Source organism: Antrihabitans stalactiti (genome assembly GCF_012932915.1).
In the GTDB taxonomy this organism is placed as follows: domain Bacteria; phylum Actinomycetota; class Actinomycetes; order Mycobacteriales; family Mycobacteriaceae; genus Antrihabitans; species Antrihabitans stalactiti.
In genome coordinates, this window is the sequence record NZ_VCQU01000017.1 from 17,082 (window position 1) to 37,468 (window position 20,387).

Consider the following 20,387-nt stretch of genomic DNA (forward strand, 5'->3'; position numbering starts at 1 on the left):
CGAATATAGTTCGGTCTGGCGGGGTTGCAAGCGGGAATTCCGCCAGGCGGTAACTCGTTGAACAATCAACTACTGCAGGGCAAGGGAGTGTTACGTGGACGTTCGATTCGGACTCGATACCTTCGGCGACGTGACCGTCGACGGCGATGGCAACCGCCTTCACCAGGCTCAGGTGATCAGGAATACCGTCGACCAAGCGGTACTCGCCGATGAACTCGGCGTCGATGCATTCGGGATCGGCGAGCATCACCGCGACGATTTCGCCGTGTCGGCTCCCGACATCCTGCTCGCCGCCGCAGCGTCGCGTACTTCGCGGATCAAGCTCGGGACCGCTGTCACGGTGCTCAGCTCCGACGACCCGGTGCGGGTCTACGAGCGCTTCGCCACGCTGGACGCGGTCTCGAACGGGCGGGCCGAAGTGACGCTGGGACGAGGGTCGTTCACCGAATCGTTCCCGCTCTTCGGTTACGACCTTGCCGACTACGACAAGCTCTTCGCCGAGAAGCTCGATCTTTTCGACGCTCTTCGAACCGAGGAGGCGGTGACCTGGGAAGGCGCCACCCGGCGTCCCCTGATCGATACCGAGGTCTATCCGAAGACGGAACGAGGGAACCTCGATGTGTGGATCGGCGTCGGAGGCTCACCGGAGTCGGTCGTTCGCGCCGCTCGATATCGCATGCCGTTGATGCTCGCCATCATCGGTGGCGACCCCGTGCGATTCGCTCCGTATGTCGAGCTCTACCGAAATGCGCTGGAGCAGTTGGAGGTCCCTGCGCTACCGATCGGGGTGCACTCGCCCGGGTTCATCCACGACGACGACCGCACGGCGCGTGACCTGGTCTACCCGCACTACAAGGCGATGCGCGACCGGATCGGCGCGGAACGCGGTTGGCCACCTGCCACCAGGACTGGGTTCGAAGCCGAGGTGGATCACGGGGCGCTGTACGTCGGGTCGCCGGAAACCGTCGCTCAGAAGATAGCGAAGACGGTGACGGCGCTCGGTGTGGACCGCTTCGACCTGAAGTACAGCAACGGGACGATGCCCCACGAGCTCCTGATGAACACTATCGACCTCTACGGTTCGGCCGTCATCCCGCGAGTGCGCGAGCTGCTGGAGGCTGATACTCCATCGCTCGCGCGCTCGGCGGGGTGATCGGTCAGTTCGTGACGTCGAACAGTGGCAAGCGCAGCGCGCCGGAGGCGAAGTCAGGGACCGTGGGAGCCTTCGGACGGACCGGCGCGATCCGCTGATACGGCGCGCCCAACGGCGGCCGGGTGTCGGCTTCGCCCTTGTTCGGCCAAAACGCCATAGCGCGTTCGGCCTGCGCGGTGATCGTCAGCGACGGGTTCACACCCAGGTTTGCCGTGATCGCCGAACCGTCGGCGATGTGCAGACCTGGATGGCCGTAGACCCGTTGGAACGGGTCGATGACGCCGTGCTCGGCCGAGTCACTGATCACGCAGCCGCCGATGTAGTGGGCGGTCGCGGGCACGTTGAAGATGTCGGTCGCCAAGCTTTGCGGGTCACCTTCGACCTTCTTCGCGAATCGCCGTGCGACGTCGTGTGCCAGCGGTATCCAGGTGGGGTTCGGCTCGCCGATGCCCGGACCGGTCCGTAGCTGGCCGTGCTTGCGGTAGGAGGTCAGCGAGTTGTCCAGCGACTGCATGACCAGCAGGATCACAGAGCGGTCCGATGCTTTGTGTGCGTTGAGGCTGCGCGCGAACACCAACGGGTGCAAGACGATTGCGAGCAGGAACCGCAGGAAACGGAACGCCCCGCCGTCGATCATCGGAACGGTCTGCGGGAAGAGCACGTTCTGACCGGTGCCGTAATGGCAGACTTCGATGTGCGTATCCGCCGTCGGGTGGATCGACGACGTGATCGCGATGCCTTGGGCGAAGTCGTTCCGATTACGGGCGGACACGTTGATGATCGCTTCCGAGTTGCTCCGTGTCAGCTCACCCAGGGTCGGCGAGAGGTTCGGCAGGGTGCCGTCGTCCTTCAGTTGGTGCAGCAACTTCTGCGTGCCCAACGCGGCAGCGGCGAAGACGACGTGCTCAGCGGTGAGAGTCGTTGTGCCCCTGCGTACCACACCGTTGGACCGGCGAGTGTGCACGTTGTAGCCACCGCCGGGCCGTGGTGACACCGCGGTCACGGTTGTGAGCTCGTGGACCTTCGCGCCCGCCTTCTCGGCGAGGTAGAGGTAGTTGCGGTCCGTCGTGTTCTTGGCGTTGTGTGGGCAGCCGGTGAAGCATTGTGCGCAGTGGACGCAGCCCTTGCGTTGCGGACCGACGCCACCGAAGTACGGATCAGCGACTAGTTCGCCCTTCGCCTCTTCGTTGAAGAACACGCCGACCTCGGTGCGGTGGAAGGTGTCGCTGACACCGAGATCGTCGGCGACCTGCCTGAGCACGTCGTCCGCTGGTGTGAGCCTCGGGTTGGTCGTGACGCCGAGCATCCGCTTGGCCTGGTCGTAGTACGGCGCGAGTTCGGAACGCCAGTCGGTGATGTGCGCCCAGGCCTTGTCGGAGTAGAACGCGGGCAGCGGCTCGTACAGCGTGTTGCCGTAGATCAACGAACCACCACCGACGCCGGATCCGCTGAACACGAGGCACTTGCCGAGCAGGCTGATGCGCTGTGTGCCCGTCAGGCCGAGCTTCGGCGCCCAGATGGATTTCTTGATGTTCCAGTTCGTTTTCGGCAGATTCTCGGGACCCCACCTTCGACCCGCTTCGAGCACGCCGACGCGATACCCCTTCTCGGTCAGGCGGAGTGCGGTGACGCTGCCGCCGAAGCCGGAACCGATCACCAGGACGTCGTAGTCGAAGTCAGTCATGACACCACGGTAGGCGGTGGTGTGCAGGCGCTGAAGTGTGTTGCGGCCAGGAAATCGAGAAATTCGGCCACCTGCACCATTGCAGCGTCTCGGGGCCTAACGTCGAGGCGTGACATCCGAGAACAAAGCAAGCCCGTCCATCGCCATCGTCGGGACCGGGTTCGGCGGCCTTGCCGCAGCGATCGAACTGAAGAAGGCCGGCTACACGGACCTGGTGATTTTCGAGCGCGCCGACGGCGTCGGCGGAGTGTGGCGCGAGAACACCTACCCGGGAGCGGCGTGCGACGTCCCGTCGCCGTATTACTCGTTCTCGTTCGAGCCGAACCCGTTGTGGCCGCGCCGGTTTTCCGAGCAGCCCGCCATCCTCGACTATCTGCGCGGCGTCGCCGACGAGTACGACATCAAGCGGCACATACGTTTCAGCACCGCAGTGACAGGCGCCGACTTCGACGAGTCGACCTCGCGGTGGACCGTGCGGACCAGCGGCGGCGATGTCGAGGTGGACGTCGTGATCTCGGCGGTCGGGCAGCTGTCGCGGCCATCCTGGCCGAACATCAAGGGCCGCGACACCTTCGAAGGGGCGAGCTTCCACTCCGCCGAGTGGGACCACAGCGTCGACCTCGCAGGGAAGCGGGTCGCGGTGATCGGCACCGGAGCGAGCGCGATCCAGTTCGTGCCGGAGATTCAGCCGCAGGTCGCGAGGCTGTCGCTCTTTCAACGCACGCCTCCCTACGTCCTACCGCGTCCCGACACTGAGTTCTCGGCACGGCATCACAAGGTGTTCACTCGCGTACCGCTCACTCAGCGCGCGGAGCGGCTCGGCTGGTTCGGCATCACCGAGACCATGGGCATCGCGTTCCTTTATGCGCGCCCGCTGTCCAAGGCGATCGAACAGGCCTGCCGCACGCACCTGAAGTATCAGGTCAAAGACAAGGTGTTGCGGGCCAAGCTGTGGCCCGACTATCCGGTCGGGTGCAAACGAATCCTGTTTTCCAGCAACTATTTACCGTCGCTCACGCAGCCGAACGTGGAGGTCGTCACCGAGGGAATCGACGAGATCACCCCGACCGGGGTGCGAACCACAGACGGCGTGAACCACGATGTCGACGTCATCATCTTCGGGACTGGATTCACGGCGAGCGACTTCCTGGCACCGATGCAGATCCGGGGACGCGGCGGCAAGGAACTGCGTGAACAGTGGGCGGGCGGTGCGCAGGCGTACTTGGGTATGAGCGTCGTCGACTTCCCGAATCTGTTCCTCATGTACGGGCCGAACACGAACCTCGGTTCGGGGTCCATCGTGACGATGCTGGAGAGCCAGGCGCGATACATCGGCAAGGCCATAGCGCACTCGCAGGCAACCGGTCGGCCGATCTCGGTGCGAGGCGAGGTCGCCGAGAAGTTCGATCGGTCCCTGCAAGAGCGTCTGGTCGACGGGGTGTGGTCGAAGTGCAGCAGTTGGTACCGCAACGCGAACGGGCGAGTGAGTTCCAACTGGCCAGGAACCGTCACCGAATACCGTCGTAGAACCGCCAAGTTCGACGCCTCCGATTTCACGACTGTGTGATGTCGAAATCCGCCTGGCGGCATCGAGGTATCGCGTAGAAGGATCCAAAGGGACCTTCGTTACCCCGCAAGGAGCAACGCGATGAAATATCTACTGCTGGCGTACACCAACAAGGCGGACTGGGAATCGTTCGACTACACGAGCCCCGAGTTTGCGGCGACGTGCAAGTTCTACGAAGACATCGGGGCCGAGTTGACGGAATCCGGAGAGCTGGTGCTGACGGAGGGTTTGGCAGATCCGTCGGTGACCAAGACCGTCCGCAAGACCGCCACCGGACCGGTCGCCAGCGACGGACCGTACGCCGAGGTCAAGGAAGTGCTCGCGAGCTTCGCGATCGTTGATTGTGCGTCGCACGACCGGGCGATGGCGATCGCTGCTCGTATTGCCGAGAACGTCGGCGACACCATCGAGGTCCGCCCGATCCCTGGTGCACCGCCCACCGGGGACAACTGAGCCGGTGCGGCATTCTGCTGAGTTCGAGGACCTGCTGCGTGAGCTCGCGCCGCAGGTCCTCGGCGCGCTGGTTCGCCGGTACGGGCATTTCGACGTCGCCGAAGATGCGGTCCAGGAGGCACTTCTCGTCGCCGCACAGCAATGGCCCGTCGACGGGGTTCCGCAAGATCCGCGACCCTGGTTGATCAGGATCGGCTCGCGCAAGATGATCGACCTCCTCCGCAACGAGTCCGCACGTCGCGAGCGAGAGCTGACCGATGCTGCGCGTGCTCCCGTCGCCGACGTGGAACCCGTTGACGGTCAGGATGATTCGCTGGTCCTGCTGTTCCTGTGCTGTCATCCTGCGCTGACGATGCCGTCGCAGATCGCGCTGACGCTGCGAGCGGTCGGCGGTCTGACGACGACCGAGATCGCCCGCGCATTGCTCGTCCCCGAGGCGACGTTGGGGCAACGCATCAGCCGCGCAAAGCAGGCGATTCGCAAGTCCGGTGTCCCGTTCGGGATGCCGCCTTCCGGTGAGCAAGCCGAGCGGCTGGCCGCGGTGCTGCAGGTGATCTACCTGATCTTCAACGAGGGCTACGCGAGCACGGCCGGTCCGGTCATGACGCGAATCGAGCTGTCCGGCGAAGCGATTCGGCTCGCGCGAATGTTGCATGCCGCGTTGCCCGACGACGGCGAGGTCGCCGGATTGCTCGCGCTGTTGCTGCTCACCGATGCGCGGCGCGACGCGCGAATCGGCCAAGGCGGCATGCTGATTCCGATGGACGAGCAGGACCGTCACCTGTGGGATCGCGCGGCGATCGACGAGGGCGTCGACTTGATCACCGCCTCGATGAGCCGTGATTCGGCTGGTCCGTACCAGCTGCAGGCTGCTATCGCCGCTGTCCACGACGAAGCCTCCACGGCCGAGGAGACCGACTGGCTGCAAATCCTCGCGCTGTACACGCTGTTGGACCAGCTGACCGACAATCCCGTCGTGCGGCTCAATCGCGCGGTCGCGGTGGCGAAGGTGCATGGACCACGCGCTGGGTTGGCCGCTGTCGACGCTGTTGCGACCGACGATCGGGTGGCCTCGCAGCATAGGGTCGACGTGGTCCGGGCGCATCTGCTGGAGTCGGCTGGCGACCTGGGGGCAGCGGTCGAGCACTACCGCGCCGCAGCGCGGGCCGCGACGAACATTGCCGAACAGCGGTATCTGAAGACTCGCGCCGACCGGATTGCGCAGTCATCTCGATGAAGTGGATCCTGCACGTCGATCTCGACCAGTTCCTCGCAGCGGTCGAGAAGCGACGCCGCCCGCAGTTGCTGGAAGTCCCGGTGGTCGTCGGCGGTTCTGGAGATCCGACGAAAGCGCGGCAGGTGGTGGCCTGCGCGTCGTACGAAGCTCGCGCGTTCGGCGTCCACGCGGGGATGCCCCTTCGGGCGGCTTTCCGCAAATGTCCCGAGGCGGTGTTCTTGCCATCGGACGGTCCCGCGTACGACGAAGCGTCGGCCGAGGTGATGGGGATCCTGCGGTCGTTCGGGCTGCCGGTGCAGGTTCTTGGTTGGGACGAAGCGTTCGCCGGCGCCGAGACCGCCGATCCGGAGGGGCTTGCCGAAGACATTCGCGCAGCGATCTCGACCCGTGCGGGTTTGGTGTGCTCGGTCGGGATCGGCGACAACATGTTGCGCGCGAAGATCGCCACTGGGTTCGCTAAACCTGCTGGTGTGTACCGAGTTACGGCCGACAACTGGTCGGAGCTGATGGCCCACCGACAGACCGAGGCGTTGTGGGGGATCGGCAAGCGCACGGCAATTCGGCTCCAGACACTCGGTATTTCGACAGTCGACCACCTTGCCCGTGCCGAACCTGCTTTGCTTGCAAAGGAATTCGGTCCACGGATCGGTCCGTGGCTGGGGCGGCTAGGGCAAGGCATAGGCGGAACGGAAGTCGATACGACGCCTCGCGAGCCGACCTCTCGGAGTCACTCGACGACCTTCGCGTCCGACCTGACCGATCGCGCCGATATCGACGCCCAGGTGACGGCTCTTGCGCAGCGGGTCGCGGCCGAAGTGGGCGGCTCACGCCTCGTTTCGCGTGTCGCGGTGACCGTACGGACCGCCTCGTTCTACACGCGGACCAAGATCCGCAAGCTGGATTCGCCCACGTCGTCTGTCGACGCCATCGTCGCTGCCGCGCTGGCCGTTCTGGACCTATTTCCGCTGGACCGCCCGGTTCGGCTACTCGGAGTTCGGGTCGAGTTCGCGCATCAGCCCTGACCAGTGGGATATTCTCGCGCCGTGACGCTCGCACCAGGGTCGGAGTTCGCGGGCTACCGGATTGTGCGGCTGCTCGGCGTGGGCGGCATGGGAACGGTATACCTCGCGCGGCATCCCCGGCTGCCCAGAAACGATGCCCTCAAGCTGCTGAGCGCCGACTTTTCGCAGAGCGGTGATACCCGTAAACGTTTCGAGCGCGAGGCCGACATCACCGCCGGTCTCACCCACAAGAACATCGTCTCGGTCTACGACCGCGGCGCGATCGACGGTCAGTTGTGGATTGCGATGCAGTTCATCGAGGGCAGGGACGCGGCGGACCTGATCAAGGCCGGCCCTAAATCACTGACCCCGCGACGTGCCGTCAACATCATCACCGACGTCGCGCGCGGCCTCGACTACGCGCATCGACACGGACTGCTGCATCGCGACGTCAAACCCGCGAACATCCTCGTTCGGTCTGCCCCCGACGAGCCGAGTGGCGAGCAGGCGCTCATCACCGATTTCGGTATTGCGAGGACGACCAACGAGACTCAGCATCTGACGGTCGCAGGCGACATCATCGCGACGATCGCATACGCATCACCGGAGCAGTTGGAGGATCGCGACCTCGATCACCATTCCGACATTTATGCGTTGGGCTGCACGCTTTACGAGATGCTGACCGGGGAGAAGCCTTTCGCTCGGTCGTCGATGCCGGCAATGATCAATGCCCATCTGTCGGCGCCACCGCCACACCCTTCCGACAAGATGCCGTCGCTACCCCGCGCGCTCGACGACGTCATTGCGCGTGCGATGGCAAAAAACCCGCGCGACCGCTACAACACCTGCCGCGAACTCGCGGACGCCGCGAATCGGGCGCTGTTGATTCAACCGCCGCCGCAGATCCCCGTCCCGCCGACCGTCCGAACGTCGGCACCCCAAACCGTGCCCGCGCCGATCCGCCCGCTCGCACCACAGCCGCCGCCTCGACCACAAGTACCGCCGGTGCCGCCGAAAGGGCCGGTCAACGTCGGTGGAACGCTTGGCCGAACGCAGCCACCGGGGTCGCGTCGACCGCTGATCATGGGCGCGTCCGTGGCGGCAGCGTTGGTTTTCGTCGTCGCCGTCTTCTTCGCCATCAACAACAATTCCCCTGATCGTCCGACCCAGGACACGATCACGACGTCGAGCACGCCGGTCAACGACGACCCGCGCTGCAAGGGCCTCAGCAACGCTCAATGTGATCTTCGCAAACGCCTTCCGGCATCGCTGAGCGCGTACGAATGCAAGGCGGCGGACGATTCGGTGATGATCGAGGGCCGGGCCGCCATCCAGTGCGACGGGTCGCCCAGCGTGTTGTTGGTCCAGCTCGCGAGCGCGGCCGCGATGAACGCGGCGATTCAGAAGATCTACGACGAGGGTCTTCGGGAAAATCGAGCCGCGACATTCCCGACGCCGACGTCGAAAGACGACTGGAACAACCCCCAGAAGGTTCGGGGCGGCACTCTCGTCTCGACCGCCAAAAACGGAACGAATGTCATGTCCTGGAACTACGACACCGAGAACATCGTCATGCAAGCCAGATCGGACTCGCTGGACCCCGAGGGTCTGCGGGATTGGTGGAAAGACAACTCGATCCTCGCCACTGGGTGACGAGGATCGAGTCGCGGAGCGTCAGATCAGGACTTGGGGCGTAATGCGCCGAACAAGCCGTCCTTTTCGTCGTCCGGTCCCGCAGTGAAGTAGAGCGCGTTGTTGTCGCCCAAGCTCTCCCCGTTGCCGAACAGCAGTGCCCAGATGCCCTCGATCTCGACGTACTTGCCCTCGTCGTTGCGGACGAAATCCACGAACGTGGCGGTGGCGTCGTCGAATGCCACGATCCGGCCTGCGCCCGCAAAGTTGCCGACGAGGATCTTGCCGCTGAGCGGTCCGAAGCCTTCGGGAGCGATCGCGACGCCCCATGGTGCGTTCAGGCGGTCCTTGTCGACGAAGGTCCGGACCAATTTGCCTGTGCCGTCGAACTCCGCCAACTTGCCCTTGCCTGGCAGGTCCTTGGCTGCGGCCTCCTGGTCCTTGTCGAGCGAATCCTCTTCGCCTGCATCGAACTTGCCGGAACCCTTGGCGTCTTCGGGCTCCATCGTGGTCGCATACGACACGAACACCCGCTCACCGATCGTCGTGATGTTGAACGGTGCCGGGTCGCCAGGCTTGGTCTTCTTGCCCTTGCTGGGGTCCGCCGGATCGATCAGGTCGCCCGAGGCGAAGGGGTTCGCATAGCCGACAGTGGGGACCAACTTCCAGTCCTTGTCTAACTGGCGGACCTGGGGGTCCTCGCCGAAGTCGGCTGCAAGTAGCGTTCCGCCGTCACCGGGCGCGATCGCGATGCCGAGGAACGCCATGCCCTGGTCTTTGCCGTTGAACACCTCCTTCGACGGTCCGTTGTGGCGGACGATCGCTCCGCCCGGAGCCTGCTCGGTCCAGGCCGAGATGGTGCCGGAATCGGTGGCGAAGATGAATCGCGCTGAGCCGGTGAGGAGTTGGTGCTGACCCTCGAAGTCGACCGGCTGATCGGTGACGACGAACTTGTCCGATGTGATCGGGGCCGGATTGAAGATCACGCCGGTGGTCTTGCCGATGCTGGCGTCGGACGTGTCGTGGTCCGCGTTGGGGATCGTGACTTCTTTGAGCCCATCTTGGTGCAGCGTGCGAAGTGCCTCGTCGGGCGACTTGGTGACATCGCCGACGAACTCGAACGACTTGTCGCCGGCTCCGACCCAGAAATGGCCACCCGCGCCCTTGGGTCGAATGGCCAGACCCCAGGCGTTGACCAGGTCAGGGAAAACGAACTTGGCCTTGTATTCGTCCTTGTTGGCCGCAAAGTTGGTCTGTAGGTAGCTGTTACCGGGCAATGACTCGATCTCGGGGACCTTGGACTCCGACGACGAGCTGCCGGAATCGCTCGAGCAACCGGTGGCGACGGCGAGTGCAACGCCGACCGCAGTCGTCAGTGCCATAGTCGATCGCATCGTTTTCGACACGCGTAATCTCGCTCTCTGATCTCATATGCAGGACAACCTAAGAAAGGTTAGGCGAAACTAACGTAGGGTTGCCTCTTATTGCAATATCACCGACCGCGGATCGCGCCGGAAACGGCAGACCGGGTCGGCTAGCTGCTGACGACCTGCTCGATTCCAGGAGCTAGGACATCGCTCAGGTTCTCCCACGGAATGGTCACGACGATGAGCCCCACCGCATGCGGACCGACTTGTCCGTCGGTGAAATGGATCTCCATGCCCGACGGCGTCGGCAGCCAGTTCGCGAAGTTGGCTTCGGTCGGTTCGATGCCGCCGGTGAAGTAGTCGGCGCCTGCGTCGGTGGTGGGCAGAAGGGTCGCTGCCTCGGTCGAGAGCTTACGCAGGCCGGCCGCTTTGTCTGCGAACAGCACATCGAGAGTGATGGGCTGCGCGTTGTCGGTGTCGATCACGACGGTGGCGACCAGCGCACTCGGGTGTGCGCCTGGCGGGACGGCGTTCCATGAGGTCAGGAGCAGTCCGCCGACGACGTGTTCGCCGATGTGGCTGACTTCGCTGTCGGCACCCGTCAAGGTGAATACCTGGTCGGCATTGCTGTCGATCTGATCCTGCAGCGCTGCCCGGATCGATTCGTTGAATTCCTTTGTCACCGCGGCATTTGCGCCCTCGATCTGCGGCAGATCGACGTCGTAGGTCGAGTTGTTGGGCGTCGTACCCTTCACCTGAATCGACGTTTTCGTGAACGCCGCGGCTGGTTCGACGGCGACGGTCGTCGTCGACGGTGCACTCGACTTCGTAGCTGCGCGAGTCGTCGACGTCGCGGCCGCGGTGCTCGAATCCGACGACGAGCGCATTGCGAACGCCACGCCGCCGACGATGAACACCAATACCGCGGCCGCAGCAATTGCGATCCACATCGGTCGGCGTGATTTCGCGGGCGGAGTGGTAGGCGCGGGCGGTTGCTGCGGCGGCCGAGTTGGCTGCGGCGGTGGAGTCGGCCGGGGTGGTGGAAGGGTCGGCCTGGGTGGTGGCGTCGGCTGACGGTGCACCATTCGTCGCTGGGTCTGCGGGGGCGGATCGGCGCGGTTGTTCGTCGGCAACTGAATCGACAGCGCCCGGGCTGCGGCGATCGCCAGGTCGCGGCACGAGTCGTATCGGTGCTGCGGGTTTTTCGCCAATGCCCGCGCGATGACCGCGTCGATCTCGGGCGGCAGTTGCGGGCGCACCGTCGTCACTCGAGGGGGCGGCTCCTCGAGATGTGCGGTCACGACGGCGATCATGTTCTTGCGTGGATACGGGTGAAACCCGGTCAGCATCTCGTACAGCGTCGCGCCGAGCGCGTAGATGTCGGCACGGTGGTCGACAGCGTGTCCCTGCAGCTGTTCAGGTGCGGCGTACGCGATGGTGGCAATCACCTCGCCGGCGATCGTGAGTTGCCGAGTCTCTTCCATCGAGCGCGCGATGCCGAAGTCGGAGATCAGGGCTCGTTCGCCGCTGTCTTCGTCGGGCGCTGCCGTCACCAGGATGTTCGCGGGCTTCACATCTCGATGCAGCATCCCGAACCGATGCGCATGATCGAGCCCTTTGGCCGCACCGTGCACGATCGCTACTGCGCGCCCGGGCGACAAGACGTTCGTCCCAGCCGCGACCAGACCCGCCACATCGGTTCCCTCGATGTACTGCATGGCAATCCAGAGCTGGTCGCCTTCGACGCCACGGTCGTGCACGGCGACGATATTGGGGTGGTGCAGACGTGCCGCGAGATCGGCTTCCCGTTCGAATCGCGTGCGGGACATCGTGCTGCTCGAATGCTCACTGTTGAGCAACTTCAGCGCTTCCATCCGCGGTAAGCGTGGGTGCCGGGCGAGGTAGACCGATCCCATCCCGCCGCTTCCGAGTCGCCGTTCGATGGTGTAACCAGCGAAGGTCGAACCCGGTTCCAGCGTCACTGTTCAGAGAATAGCTTCACCCACCCTTGTGAGTCCTTTAGGAGTCCAGGGACTCCAAAAAGACTCACGAGGGGTAGCGGGCATACTCGTGGTCGACGAGAGGACATTCGCGTGCGCGCAATCCAGGTGACCCGGCTCGATGGACCCGAAGCGGTCGAACTTGTCGACATCGACGAGCCGAACGGTGATGGCAAGGTCGTGATCGACGTCTATGCGGCGGGGGTTGCGTTCCCCGATGCCCTGCAGAGTCGCGGTCTCTACCAGTACAAACCTCCCGTTCCCTTCGTGCCGGGTAGCGAGGTCGCCGGGATTGTGCGATCGGCGCCCGAAGGCGCAGGCGTGTCAGCCGGCGACCGCGTTGTCGGCCTCACCGCGCTTGGCGGGGGAATGGCAGAAGTTGCTGCGCTGCAACCGGATCTGGTGTTCAAGCTGCCGGACAGCGTGTCGCTGACCGCTGGAGCTGGCTTGTTGTTCAACGACCTGACCGTTCACTTCGCGTTGCTCCGCCGTGGTCGACTTACGAAGGGTGAGACGGTGCTCGTGCACGGCGCGGCCGGCGGCATCGGCACGTCGACGCTGCGCCTGGCCGGAGCGCTCGGTGCGTCGCGGACGATCGCAGTGGTCAGCTCGGAAGAGAAGGCCGAAGTCGCGCGGGCGGCCCGCGCGACCGACGTCGTCCTCGCGGACGGGTTCCTGGCGAAGGTCAAGGAACTGACCGGCGGCAAGGGCGTCGATATCGTCCTCGACCCGGTCGGCGGCGACCGTTTCACAGACAGCTTGCGTGCCCTCGCGCCTGCGGGACGTCTTCTGGTCGTCGGTTTCACCGGCGGCGAGATCCCGACCGTCAAGGTCAATCGGTTGCTGCTCAACAACGTCGACGTCGTCGGAGTCGGTTGGGGTGCCTGGTTCATGAGCCACCCCGGCTTCCTCACAGAGCAGTGGACGGACTTCGAACCGCTGCTCGCCTCCGGCACACTCGTTGCCCCGGAGCCGGTCACCTACCCGCTCGAAGAAGCTGGTGCGGCCATCGCGTCTCTCGAGAACCGGACCGCCAAAGGCAAGGTCGTTCTGACGGTTCGCGAATCCTGACCCTCGTGAGTCTTTTTGGAGTCTCTGGACTCCTAAAAGACTCACAACCGGTTGGACCTGCGCACGATCCGACCGCCGTCAGGTCCGCCGCCGGGTCCCATTTCTATGACGTGGTCGGCAGCCGCGATCAGCTGGTGTTCGTGCGTGATCACGACGACCGTGCCGCCGTCGGTGACGAGCTGTTGCAACACCGATAGCAGCACATCGGTGTCGGCGAGGTGCAGACCTGTCGTGGGTTCGTCGAGGACGTACAGCGTTGCGGCACTACCCCCGGACCGTAGTTCGGTCGCCATCCGCAGCCGCTGCGCCTCGCCGCCGGACAGCTGCGGCGCGGGTTCGCCGAGATGAAGGTATCCGAGGCCGACGCGCTGCAGATCTTCGAGTGCGGACCGGATGGCGTCCTCGCGGTCGAACACGGTCACCGCGCGGTCGACGCTGAGGGCGAGCACATCGGCGATGGTCAAGCCATGGACCGTCGCCGTCAGGGTCTCCGGGTTGTACCGCAGACCACGGCACGTCGGGCACATCGTTCTCAGATCAGGCAGGTACTGCAGATCGATGACCAGCTCGCCGAGCCCGTCGCATGCGGGGCACCGACCGTCCGGTGTGTTGTAGGAGAAGCGGCTCGCGTTCCAATCATGTTCGCGGGCAACGGGAGACAAAGCGAACAGCGCGCGGATTCGATCGAAGACGCCGTTGTAAGTGGCGGGTGTGGATCGGGAGTTGCGTCCGATCGGTGTGGCATCGACGACCTTGACGCGTGCGAGCGGGCCCTCGATCTCCACTGCCCCGACGTGCTGTGGAAGCGGCTCGCCGTTCAGCCTGGCAACCAGCGCGGGTACAGCCGACTCCAGCAACAACACGCTCTTGCCAGCGCCCGACACCCCGGTCACGGCTGTGATCGCGCCCAACGGCAGCGCGAGGTCGACGCCGTGCACGTTGTGGCGCCGCACGTTTCGTACGGTCACGGACCCTGGCGCCCTAGGTGCGTACGACGCGACGCCACGGACCGTTCGCTCGCCTGAGAGGAATTCGCCTGTCGAACAACTGGATTCGCGAATCTCGTCCGGCGTGCCGGTCGCGACGATCGAGCCACCGTAGTCACCCGCGCCCGGACCGAGTTCGATGATGTGGTCGCACTCGCGGATCAGGTCGAGATTGTGATCGACAACGACGACTGTGTGGCCACGAGCCACCATGCGCCGCAACATCTTCACCAGTGCGGCCGTATTGGACGGATGCATGCCGGTGGACGGCTCGTCGAGCACGTAGAGCACGCCCGTCGAGTCGTTGACTGTCGCTGCTGCGAGTTGGAGCCGCTGCCGTTCGCCGGTGGACAGCGTCGCTGCGGACCGACTCAAGGCCAGGTAGCCGACACCCAGTTCCACCAGTGGCTCGCGCAGGCGGACGATGTCGGCGGCTAGGGTGCGTGCGATCTCGGCTTGCGGGCCCGCCAACGCGCTACCGACCTCGTCGAGAAACGCCTCGACCCCGGCGATGGTGAGATCGCTTGCCTCCGCGACGTTTCGGCCCGCCAACGTGACCGACAACGCCTGCGGGTTGAGCTTCGTGCCGTGGCACACGGAACAGGTAGTCCGATGCATGAACGGCGCGATCCGGGTTCGGGTCGCGTCGCTGGTCGTCTTCTCCGCCAGCTTCCGTAAGGCCTCGACCGCGTTGTCGTACGTCGCGTTCATTGCAAAAGGGTTGCCCGCCTTGGAAATCACCGTGATGGGGACGTGCGTCGACGGACCGTTCAGCACGATGTCGCGCTCGCGTTCGGTAAGTTCGCGGAACGGGACGTCGGTGCGCACGCCGAGTTCCTTCGCCGCCGTTGCGAGAAACGGTCGGCCAGCGATGCGCCAGGTGACGACTGCGCCGTCGTCGATCGAGATCGTGTCGTCCGGAATCATCGACGACGGATCGATGTCGTCGCGTACGCCGAGACCGCCACAGGTGGGGCACGCTCCTTGCGGACTGTTGAACGAGAAGTCGATCGCCGACGGGTTCGGTATCGGCTCGCTGCAGATCGGGCAGGGTTTCGGCAGCTCGGGAACGTCGAAGTACGACGCGTCGACACCGTGACCGTTCACGCAGTGCCGAACGCCGAGCCGCGAGTACATGAGTCGGAGGCCGTTGAGCAGCTCGGACGCGGTCCCGACGGTGCTGCGCGGTCCGGGAACGGGTGGGCGCTGCCGCAGGGCGAGCGCCGGCGGAAGGTATTCGACCGAGTCGACTGCAGGCCGCTCGGACTGGTCGAGTCGGCGGCGGGTGTAGGCAGACAGTCCTTCCAGGTACCGTCGGCTGCCTTCGCCGTAAAGAATTCCCATTGCGAGACTGGATTTTCCGGACCCGGAGACGCCTGTGATGGCAATCAGTCGGTGCAGGGGGATATCCAGTGAGACGTCCTTGAGGTTGTGCTCGCGCGCGCCGCGCACGCGGATCATCGACCACGGCGGCGCTGGGCTCATAGGCCGCAATGTTAGCGTCGGCCATGGTCGAGAAGGTGCTGTCGAACCGCACGCTCAACCGAACGCTGCTTGCCCGCCAGCATTTGCTGGAGCGGACCGAGCGCAGTGTGCCCGACATGCTCGACCACCTCGTCGGGCTGCAGGCACAAGACGTCCCGCCGCCGTTCGTCGCGTTGTGGAGCCGCGTCGCCGACTTCGATCCCGAGGTTGTATCAGCCGGGCTCGACGACCGTTCGATGGCACGAATCACTTTGATGCGCGGCACCATTCACCTTGTCACAGCCGCCGATGCGTTGCGGATCGCACCGCACATCCAGCCACAGCTCGAGAAGATCCCGTTTCGGAAGGGCTTCAACTACGGTGCGACGTTCGGGATGGATCCCGAGGACGTGCGCGCTCGCAGTGAGGCTCTACTCGGTGACGAGCCGATGACTGCCGCGGACCTCCGTGCGCTCGTTGCTGCCGAATGGCCCGACCGCGAACCCGGACCGGTACTGCAAGCGCTGCTGTATCTGCTTCCCGTCCTGCAAACGCCACCTCGCGGCAAGTGGAAATGCAACAACCGCCCGACCTGGTCGCGGATCGAAGCGTGGCTGGGGAGTCCGCTGGTACGCGACTACCCGGTGGACGATCTGGTCCTGCGGTACCTGCGCGCGTTCGGTCCGGCGTCGACCATGGACGTTTCGACGTGGTCCAAACTGACCGGCCTGAAGGAGGTCGTCGAACGTCTCGGTGATCGGGTCCGCACCTATCGAGACGAAGCGGGCAGGATGCTCTACGACGTCGCCGACGGGCAGTTGGCCGAACCCGACGTGGTTGCGCCCGTTCGGTTTCTGGGTTGGTACGACAACGCGCTCTTGTCGCACAAGGACCGCACTCGAATCGTGCCGCCGGACCTGCAGATTCCGCTCGGTTCGCTCGGCGGCCTACCCGCTTCCATGCTCTTGGACGGATACGTAGCAGGCATGTACGACGTCGTCACTTCGGCCGACACCGCGACCCTTCGCCTCGCGTCGGGACGTCGTTTCTCTCGTCGCGAGGTCGGTGAAATCGAGGCCGAGGCGATGGCTCTGCTGCGATTCCTGGAGCCCGACAAGACGCCGGTCTTCCTACCGTTGTGAGTCTTTTTGGAGTCCATAGACTCCTAAAAGACTCACGACCGATTTGGGCCTTCATCTGATCACCTGAACAGGTGTACGGTCATTTGGTGGACCGCAGCCAACTCCGCAGCGTCGTCGGCATGGCCGTCGTGGTCATCGCGCTTCACGTTGTCGGCTGGGGCGTTCTCATCTTCTTCGTCGCGCCAGGCAACTACACCGTGCAGGGCAGTGTGTTCGGAATCGGGCTCGGCGTCACTGCGTACACCCTCGGTTGCAGGCACGCCTTCGACGCCGATCACATTGCGGCGATAGACAATACGACCCGCAAGCTGATGGCGGAGGACAAAAAACCGATGTCGGTCGGTTTCTGGTTCTCGTTGGGTCACTCGACGGTCGTGTTCGTCCTTGTCGCGATGCTGGCGTTCGGCGTCAAGCAACTTGCGTCGTCGTTGTCCGACGAAGGGTCCGATCTCGAACGCTGGACCGGGTTGTTCGGCACGACCGTCTCGGGGACCTTCCTCATCCTGATCGGTCTGCTCAATCTGGCGTCGATGGTCGGGATCTATCGGGTGTTCCAGGAGGCGAAGCTCGGCCGCTACGACGAAGAAGAGCTCGAGCGGCAGCTCGACAACCGCGGTGTGCTCAACCGACTGCTCGGACCGGTCGTCAAAGCGGTCCGTAAGCCGTGGCACATGTATCCGGTCGGGCTGCTGTTCGGCCTCGGCTTCGATACCGTGACCGAGGTGAGCTTGCTCGTCATTGCAGGCGGCGCGGCGACGACCGGATTGCCGTGGTACTCGATCCTCGTGTTGCCCGTCCTCTTCAGCGCGGGCATGTCACTGTTCGATTCGCTCGATGGTTCGCTGATGAACTACGCCTACGGCTGGGCGTTCGCGCGGCCGGTACGCAAGCTCTACTACAACCTCGTCATCACCGGGCTCTCGATCGTGGTGGCCCTGTTGATCGGAGTCCAGGAGATCATCTCGATCTTCACCGATCGCCTCGAGATCACGACCGGCCCGCTCGGGTGGATCGGCGGCCTCGATCTCGGCGCGATGGGATTCATCATCGTCGGACTGTTCATCGCGACGTGGACGGTCGCGATCGTCGTCTGGAAAGTCGCTGGCGTGCAGGACCGCTGGGACGCTCGCCTGAAGGTGCCCGCCGAGTAGGTCGTCATTGTGCGGGCCTGGGCTCCGTCCTATCGTGGGTACCGGGCCCACGTCTCAGTGGTCCGAGCGAGGCAGCGATGCACGAGATGTCGATCACGCAGAGCGTTGTCGATGCTGTGTGCGAGCATGCCGCCGGGCGCCATGTGCTCTCGGTGAAGATTCAGGTCGGTGCGTTGTGCGCGGTCGTCGGTGATTCGATGCAGTTCTGCTTCGAACTGGTCACCGCCGGGACCGTCGCAGAGGGTGCCAGTCTCGTCATCGACGAGCCGCCCGCGACAGGCCACTGCCACGTGTGCGGCAGCGACTTCAGCGTCGCGGACTTCATCATGCTCTGTCCGTGCGGTAGTGCCGATGTCGAGATTCTGACCGGCCGCGAGTTGCGGATCCTTTCCATGGAAGTGAGCTAGCAATGTGCGCAACGTGTGGGTGCGGCGACGACGACGGCGTGGTTATCACTGTGCCCCACGACCATTCACACGAACACGATCACGTCCATGAGCACGGGGACGATCACTCGCACGACCATGTGCACGACCACAGTCATTCGCATGACCACGTGCACGACCATTCACACGGCCATGACCACGACCACGACCATGACCACGGCCATACCGAGACGATCACGCTCGAGCAAAAGGTGCTCGCCAAGAACGACCTGCTCGCCGAGCGCAATCGCGGCTGGCTGGCTGGGCGGGGGATCGTGGCGCTCAACATGATGAGTTCACCAGGCTCGGGGAAGACGACGTTGCTCGCGCGCACCATTCGTGAGATGTCGAGCAGTCGCCCGATTGCCGTCATCGAGGGCGATCAGGAGACGACGCTCGACGCCGATCGGATCAAGTCGGCGGGTGCCTCGGTCGTTCAGGTCAACACCGGGGCAGGCTGTCATCTCGACGCCGAAATGATGCAGAACGCGCTGACCGCGTTGGATCCGCCGACCGGATCGTTGCTCTTCATCGAGAACGTCGGGAACCTCGTGTGCCCGGCTTTGTTCGATCTTGGCGAGCGCGCGAGAGTGGTGGTGGTGTCGGTTACCGAAGGTACCGACAAACCGTTGAAATACCCTCATATGTTCGGCGCCGCGGACCTGGTGATCGTCAACAAGGTCGATCTGCTGCCCTACGTCGACTTCGACGTCGCAATGTGCGAAAAGTACGCTCGCTCAATCAATCCCGGGCTCGAGCTGATGACCCTGTCGGCGACAACTGGGGAGGGGATCGACCGCTGGTACGAGTGGGTCGAAGATCGTACAACATAGATCATCTACGGCGTTGACATTCACGATCTTGAGTAGCAGATTAGTGAGCAGTGTCACACAAGAGGGCCGACGGTCGACTCCGGTGACACAGGGACTACAGCCCCAGTCCTGGAAGGCAGCTCACTATGCCGACGAAAGAAGCAATCAAAGCCGAAGAGACCCTCATTCACGTGCTGTGGATCAATGCGGGCCTCAGTTGTGATGGTGATTCGGTCGCCCTGACCGCCGCCACTCAACCCAGCATCGAGGAGATTGCCCTCGGTGCATTACCCGGACTTCCTCAGATCGCGGTGCACTGGCCGTTGATCGATTTCGAGTGCGGACCGCAAGGCGGTGCGGACGACTTCCTCGAGTGGTTCTGGAAAGCCGACCGCGGCGAGCTGGATCCATTCGTCCTGGTCGTCGAAGGATCGATTCCGAACGAGCAGCTGCACGACGAAGGCTATTGGTGCGGTTTCGGCAACAACAGAGAGACCGGACAACCTGTCACCACCAGCGAGTGGCTCGACAAGCTGGCGCCCAAGGCGACTGCGATCGTCGCAGTCGGCACGTGCGCGACCTACGGCGGCATCCACGCGATGGCAGGTAACCCAACCGGCGCGATGGGTGTTCCCGATTACCTCGGCTGGGATTGGAAGTCCAAGGCGGGCATACCAATTGTGTGTGTTCCCGGGTGCCCGATCCATCCGGACAACCTGTCGGAGACCCTGACCTACCTGCTGTACATGGCAACGGGTCAAGCTCCGATGATTCCGCTCGACGACGCGCTGCGCCCGCAGTGGTTGTTCGGCAGCACCGTGCACGAAGGGTGCGACCGCGCCGGCTATTACGAGCAGGGTGATTTCGCCAGCGAGTACGGCTCGCCGAAGTGCATCGTGAAGCTCGGCTGCTGGGGGCCGGTAGTCAAATGCAATGTCCCCAAACGGGGTTGGATCAACGGTGTCGGCGGTTGCCCGAATGTCGGCGGAATCTGCATCGGTTGCACGATGCCGGGATTCCCGGACAAGTTCATGCCGTTCATGGACGAGCCGCCAGGTGGGAAGCTGTCGACCAAGGCCTCTGGACTCTATGGGTCAGCGATTCGCAACCTGCGCAAGGTCACCAAGAAGACACTCGACAAAGAGCCTGCTTGGCGTGCCCGCGGACCGAAACTCACCACCGGTGCCACGCGCACCTGGTAACTCCAGCACGGCCAGACTTGCAGTTTGAGAGGCAATTTTC

General features: G+C 64.0%; 16 protein-coding genes. 12 read left to right on the plus strand and 4 right to left on the minus strand.

Annotation, left to right across the window (positions count from 1 at the left end; translation table 11 throughout):
• Positions 1-94: 94 nt before the first annotated feature.
• The gene (locus FGL95_RS30705) at positions 95-1,153 is read left to right on the plus strand and encodes an Atu2307/SP_0267 family LLM class monooxygenase (protein ID WP_169594570.1); all 1,059 of its coding nucleotides are present in this window, start codon (positions 95-97) and stop codon (positions 1,151-1,153) included.
• A gap of 4 nt (positions 1,154-1,157) precedes the next feature.
• Here FGL95_RS30705 and FGL95_RS30710 read toward each other — a convergent pair whose 3' ends face one another.
• On the minus strand, positions 1,158-2,837 hold the full coding sequence (locus tag FGL95_RS30710; protein WP_169594572.1) for a GMC family oxidoreductase N-terminal domain-containing protein: 1,680 nt from the start codon (positions 2,835-2,837) through the stop codon (positions 1,158-1,160).
• Between the two features lie 109 nt (positions 2,838-2,946).
• Between FGL95_RS30710 and FGL95_RS30715 the strand changes: the two genes are divergently transcribed.
• From FGL95_RS30715 to FGL95_RS30735, 5 genes are all read left to right on the plus strand, one after another.
• Positions 2,947-4,404 carry an NAD(P)-binding domain-containing protein gene (locus tag FGL95_RS30715; RefSeq protein WP_169594574.1) on the plus strand — a complete coding sequence of 486 codons (1,458 nt, stop codon included), beginning with the start codon at positions 2,947-2,949 and terminating at the stop codon, positions 4,402-4,404.
• Between the two features lie 81 nt (positions 4,405-4,485).
• A complete protein-coding gene (locus FGL95_RS30720) occupies positions 4,486-4,857 on the plus strand; it encodes a YciI family protein (protein ID WP_169594576.1) in 372 nt (123 codons plus the stop codon).
• A gap of 4 nt (positions 4,858-4,861) precedes the next feature.
• Positions 4,862-6,094 carry a DUF6596 domain-containing protein gene (locus FGL95_RS30725; protein WP_169594578.1) on the plus strand — a complete coding sequence of 411 codons (1,233 nt, stop codon included), beginning with the start codon at positions 4,862-4,864 and terminating at the stop codon, positions 6,092-6,094.
• The gene (locus tag FGL95_RS30730; RefSeq protein WP_169594580.1) at positions 6,091-7,116 is read left to right on the plus strand and encodes a DNA polymerase IV; all 1,026 of its coding nucleotides are present in this window, start codon (positions 6,091-6,093) and stop codon (positions 7,114-7,116) included. Before FGL95_RS30725 ends, FGL95_RS30730 begins: the two co-directional genes overlap by 4 nt.
• Positions 7,117-7,137: 21 nt before the next feature.
• Positions 7,138-8,748: a protein kinase domain-containing protein gene (locus FGL95_RS30735; protein ID WP_169594582.1), complete on the plus strand. Its 1,611-nt coding sequence runs from the start codon at positions 7,138-7,140 to the stop codon at positions 8,746-8,748.
• A gap of 26 nt (positions 8,749-8,774) precedes the next feature.
• Here the strand turns inward: FGL95_RS30735 and FGL95_RS30740 are convergent, their stop codons facing one another.
• Together FGL95_RS30740 and FGL95_RS30745 are read right to left on the minus strand one after the other, a co-directional pair.
• The gene (locus FGL95_RS30740; protein WP_169594584.1) at positions 8,775-10,109 is read right to left on the minus strand and encodes a TIGR03118 family protein; all 1,335 of its coding nucleotides are present in this window, start codon (positions 10,107-10,109) and stop codon (positions 8,775-8,777) included.
• Between the two features lie 152 nt (positions 10,110-10,261).
• Positions 10,262-12,076, minus strand: a complete 1,815-nt coding sequence (locus FGL95_RS30745; RefSeq protein WP_169594586.1) for a protein kinase domain-containing protein — start codon at positions 12,074-12,076, stop codon at positions 10,262-10,264.
• 111 nt (positions 12,077-12,187) lie between these two features.
• Here FGL95_RS30745 and FGL95_RS30750 point away from each other — a divergent pair, with 111 nt between their 5' ends.
• Positions 12,188-13,165, plus strand: a complete 978-nt coding sequence (locus tag FGL95_RS30750) for a zinc-binding dehydrogenase (RefSeq protein WP_169594588.1) — start codon at positions 12,188-12,190, stop codon at positions 13,163-13,165.
• Between the two features lie 41 nt (positions 13,166-13,206).
• On the opposite strand, the gene FGL95_RS30755 is transcribed toward FGL95_RS30750, so the two are convergent.
• Complete coding sequence (locus FGL95_RS30755; RefSeq protein WP_169594591.1) at positions 13,207-15,636, minus strand: excinuclease ABC subunit UvrA; 2,430 nt, start codon at positions 15,634-15,636, stop codon at positions 13,207-13,209.
• Positions 15,637-15,659: 23 nt separating this feature from the next.
• Here FGL95_RS30755 and FGL95_RS30760 point away from each other — a divergent pair, with 23 nt between their 5' ends.
• The 5 genes from FGL95_RS30760 to FGL95_RS30780 all read left to right on the plus strand — a co-directional run bounded on the left by FGL95_RS30760 (position 15,660) and on the right by FGL95_RS30780 (position 20,347).
• The gene (locus FGL95_RS30760; protein WP_169594593.1) at positions 15,660-16,757 is read left to right on the plus strand and encodes a winged helix DNA-binding domain-containing protein; all 1,098 of its coding nucleotides are present in this window, start codon (positions 15,660-15,662) and stop codon (positions 16,755-16,757) included.
• 86 nt (positions 16,758-16,843) lie between these two features.
• Complete coding sequence (gene nicT, locus FGL95_RS30765; RefSeq protein WP_338080101.1) at positions 16,844-17,908, plus strand: Nickel transporter NicT; 1,065 nt, start codon at positions 16,844-16,846, stop codon at positions 17,906-17,908.
• A gap of 77 nt (positions 17,909-17,985) precedes the next feature.
• On the plus strand, positions 17,986-18,315 hold the full coding sequence (locus FGL95_RS30770; protein ID WP_169594595.1) for a hydrogenase maturation nickel metallochaperone HypA/HybF: 330 nt from the start codon (positions 17,986-17,988) through the stop codon (positions 18,313-18,315).
• A 2-nt stretch (positions 18,316-18,317) separates the two neighbouring features.
• A complete protein-coding gene (hypB, locus tag FGL95_RS30775; protein WP_169594597.1) occupies positions 18,318-19,166 on the plus strand; it encodes a hydrogenase nickel incorporation protein HypB in 849 nt (282 codons plus the stop codon).
• A gap of 125 nt (positions 19,167-19,291) precedes the next feature.
• Positions 19,292-20,347 carry an NADH-quinone oxidoreductase subunit B family protein gene (locus FGL95_RS30780; protein WP_169594599.1) on the plus strand — a complete coding sequence of 352 codons (1,056 nt, stop codon included), beginning with the start codon at positions 19,292-19,294 and terminating at the stop codon, positions 20,345-20,347.
• Positions 20,348-20,387: the final 40 nt, after the last annotated feature.

Excerpts from the sequence above, each read along its gene's own strand:
- FGL95_RS30710 (WP_169594572.1), bottom strand. The coding sequence starts at position 2,837 with ATGACTGACTTCGACTACGACGTCCTGGTGATCGGTTCCGGCTTCGGC.
- FGL95_RS30720 (WP_169594576.1), top strand. The coding sequence starts at position 4,486 with ATGAAATATCTACTGCTGGCGTACACCAACAAGGCGGACTGGGAATCG.
- FGL95_RS30730 (WP_169594580.1), top strand. The coding sequence starts at position 6,091 with ATGAAGTGGATCCTGCACGTCGATCTCGACCAGTTCCTCGCAGCGGTC.
- FGL95_RS30740 (WP_169594584.1), bottom strand. The coding sequence starts at position 10,109 with ATGGCACTGACGACTGCGGTCGGCGTTGCACTCGCCGTCGCCACCGGT.
- FGL95_RS30755 (WP_169594591.1), bottom strand. The coding sequence starts at position 15,636 with ATGAGCCCAGCGCCGCCGTGGTCGATGATCCGCGTGCGCGGCGCGCGC.
- FGL95_RS30760 (WP_169594593.1), top strand. The coding sequence starts at position 15,660 with ATGGTCGAGAAGGTGCTGTCGAACCGCACGCTCAACCGAACGCTGCTT.
- FGL95_RS30770 (WP_169594595.1), top strand. The coding sequence starts at position 17,986 with ATGCACGAGATGTCGATCACGCAGAGCGTTGTCGATGCTGTGTGCGAG.
- hypB (WP_169594597.1), top strand. The coding sequence starts at position 18,318 with ATGTGCGCAACGTGTGGGTGCGGCGACGACGACGGCGTGGTTATCACT.
- FGL95_RS30780 (WP_169594599.1), top strand. The coding sequence starts at position 19,292 with ATGCCGACGAAAGAAGCAATCAAAGCCGAAGAGACCCTCATTCACGTG.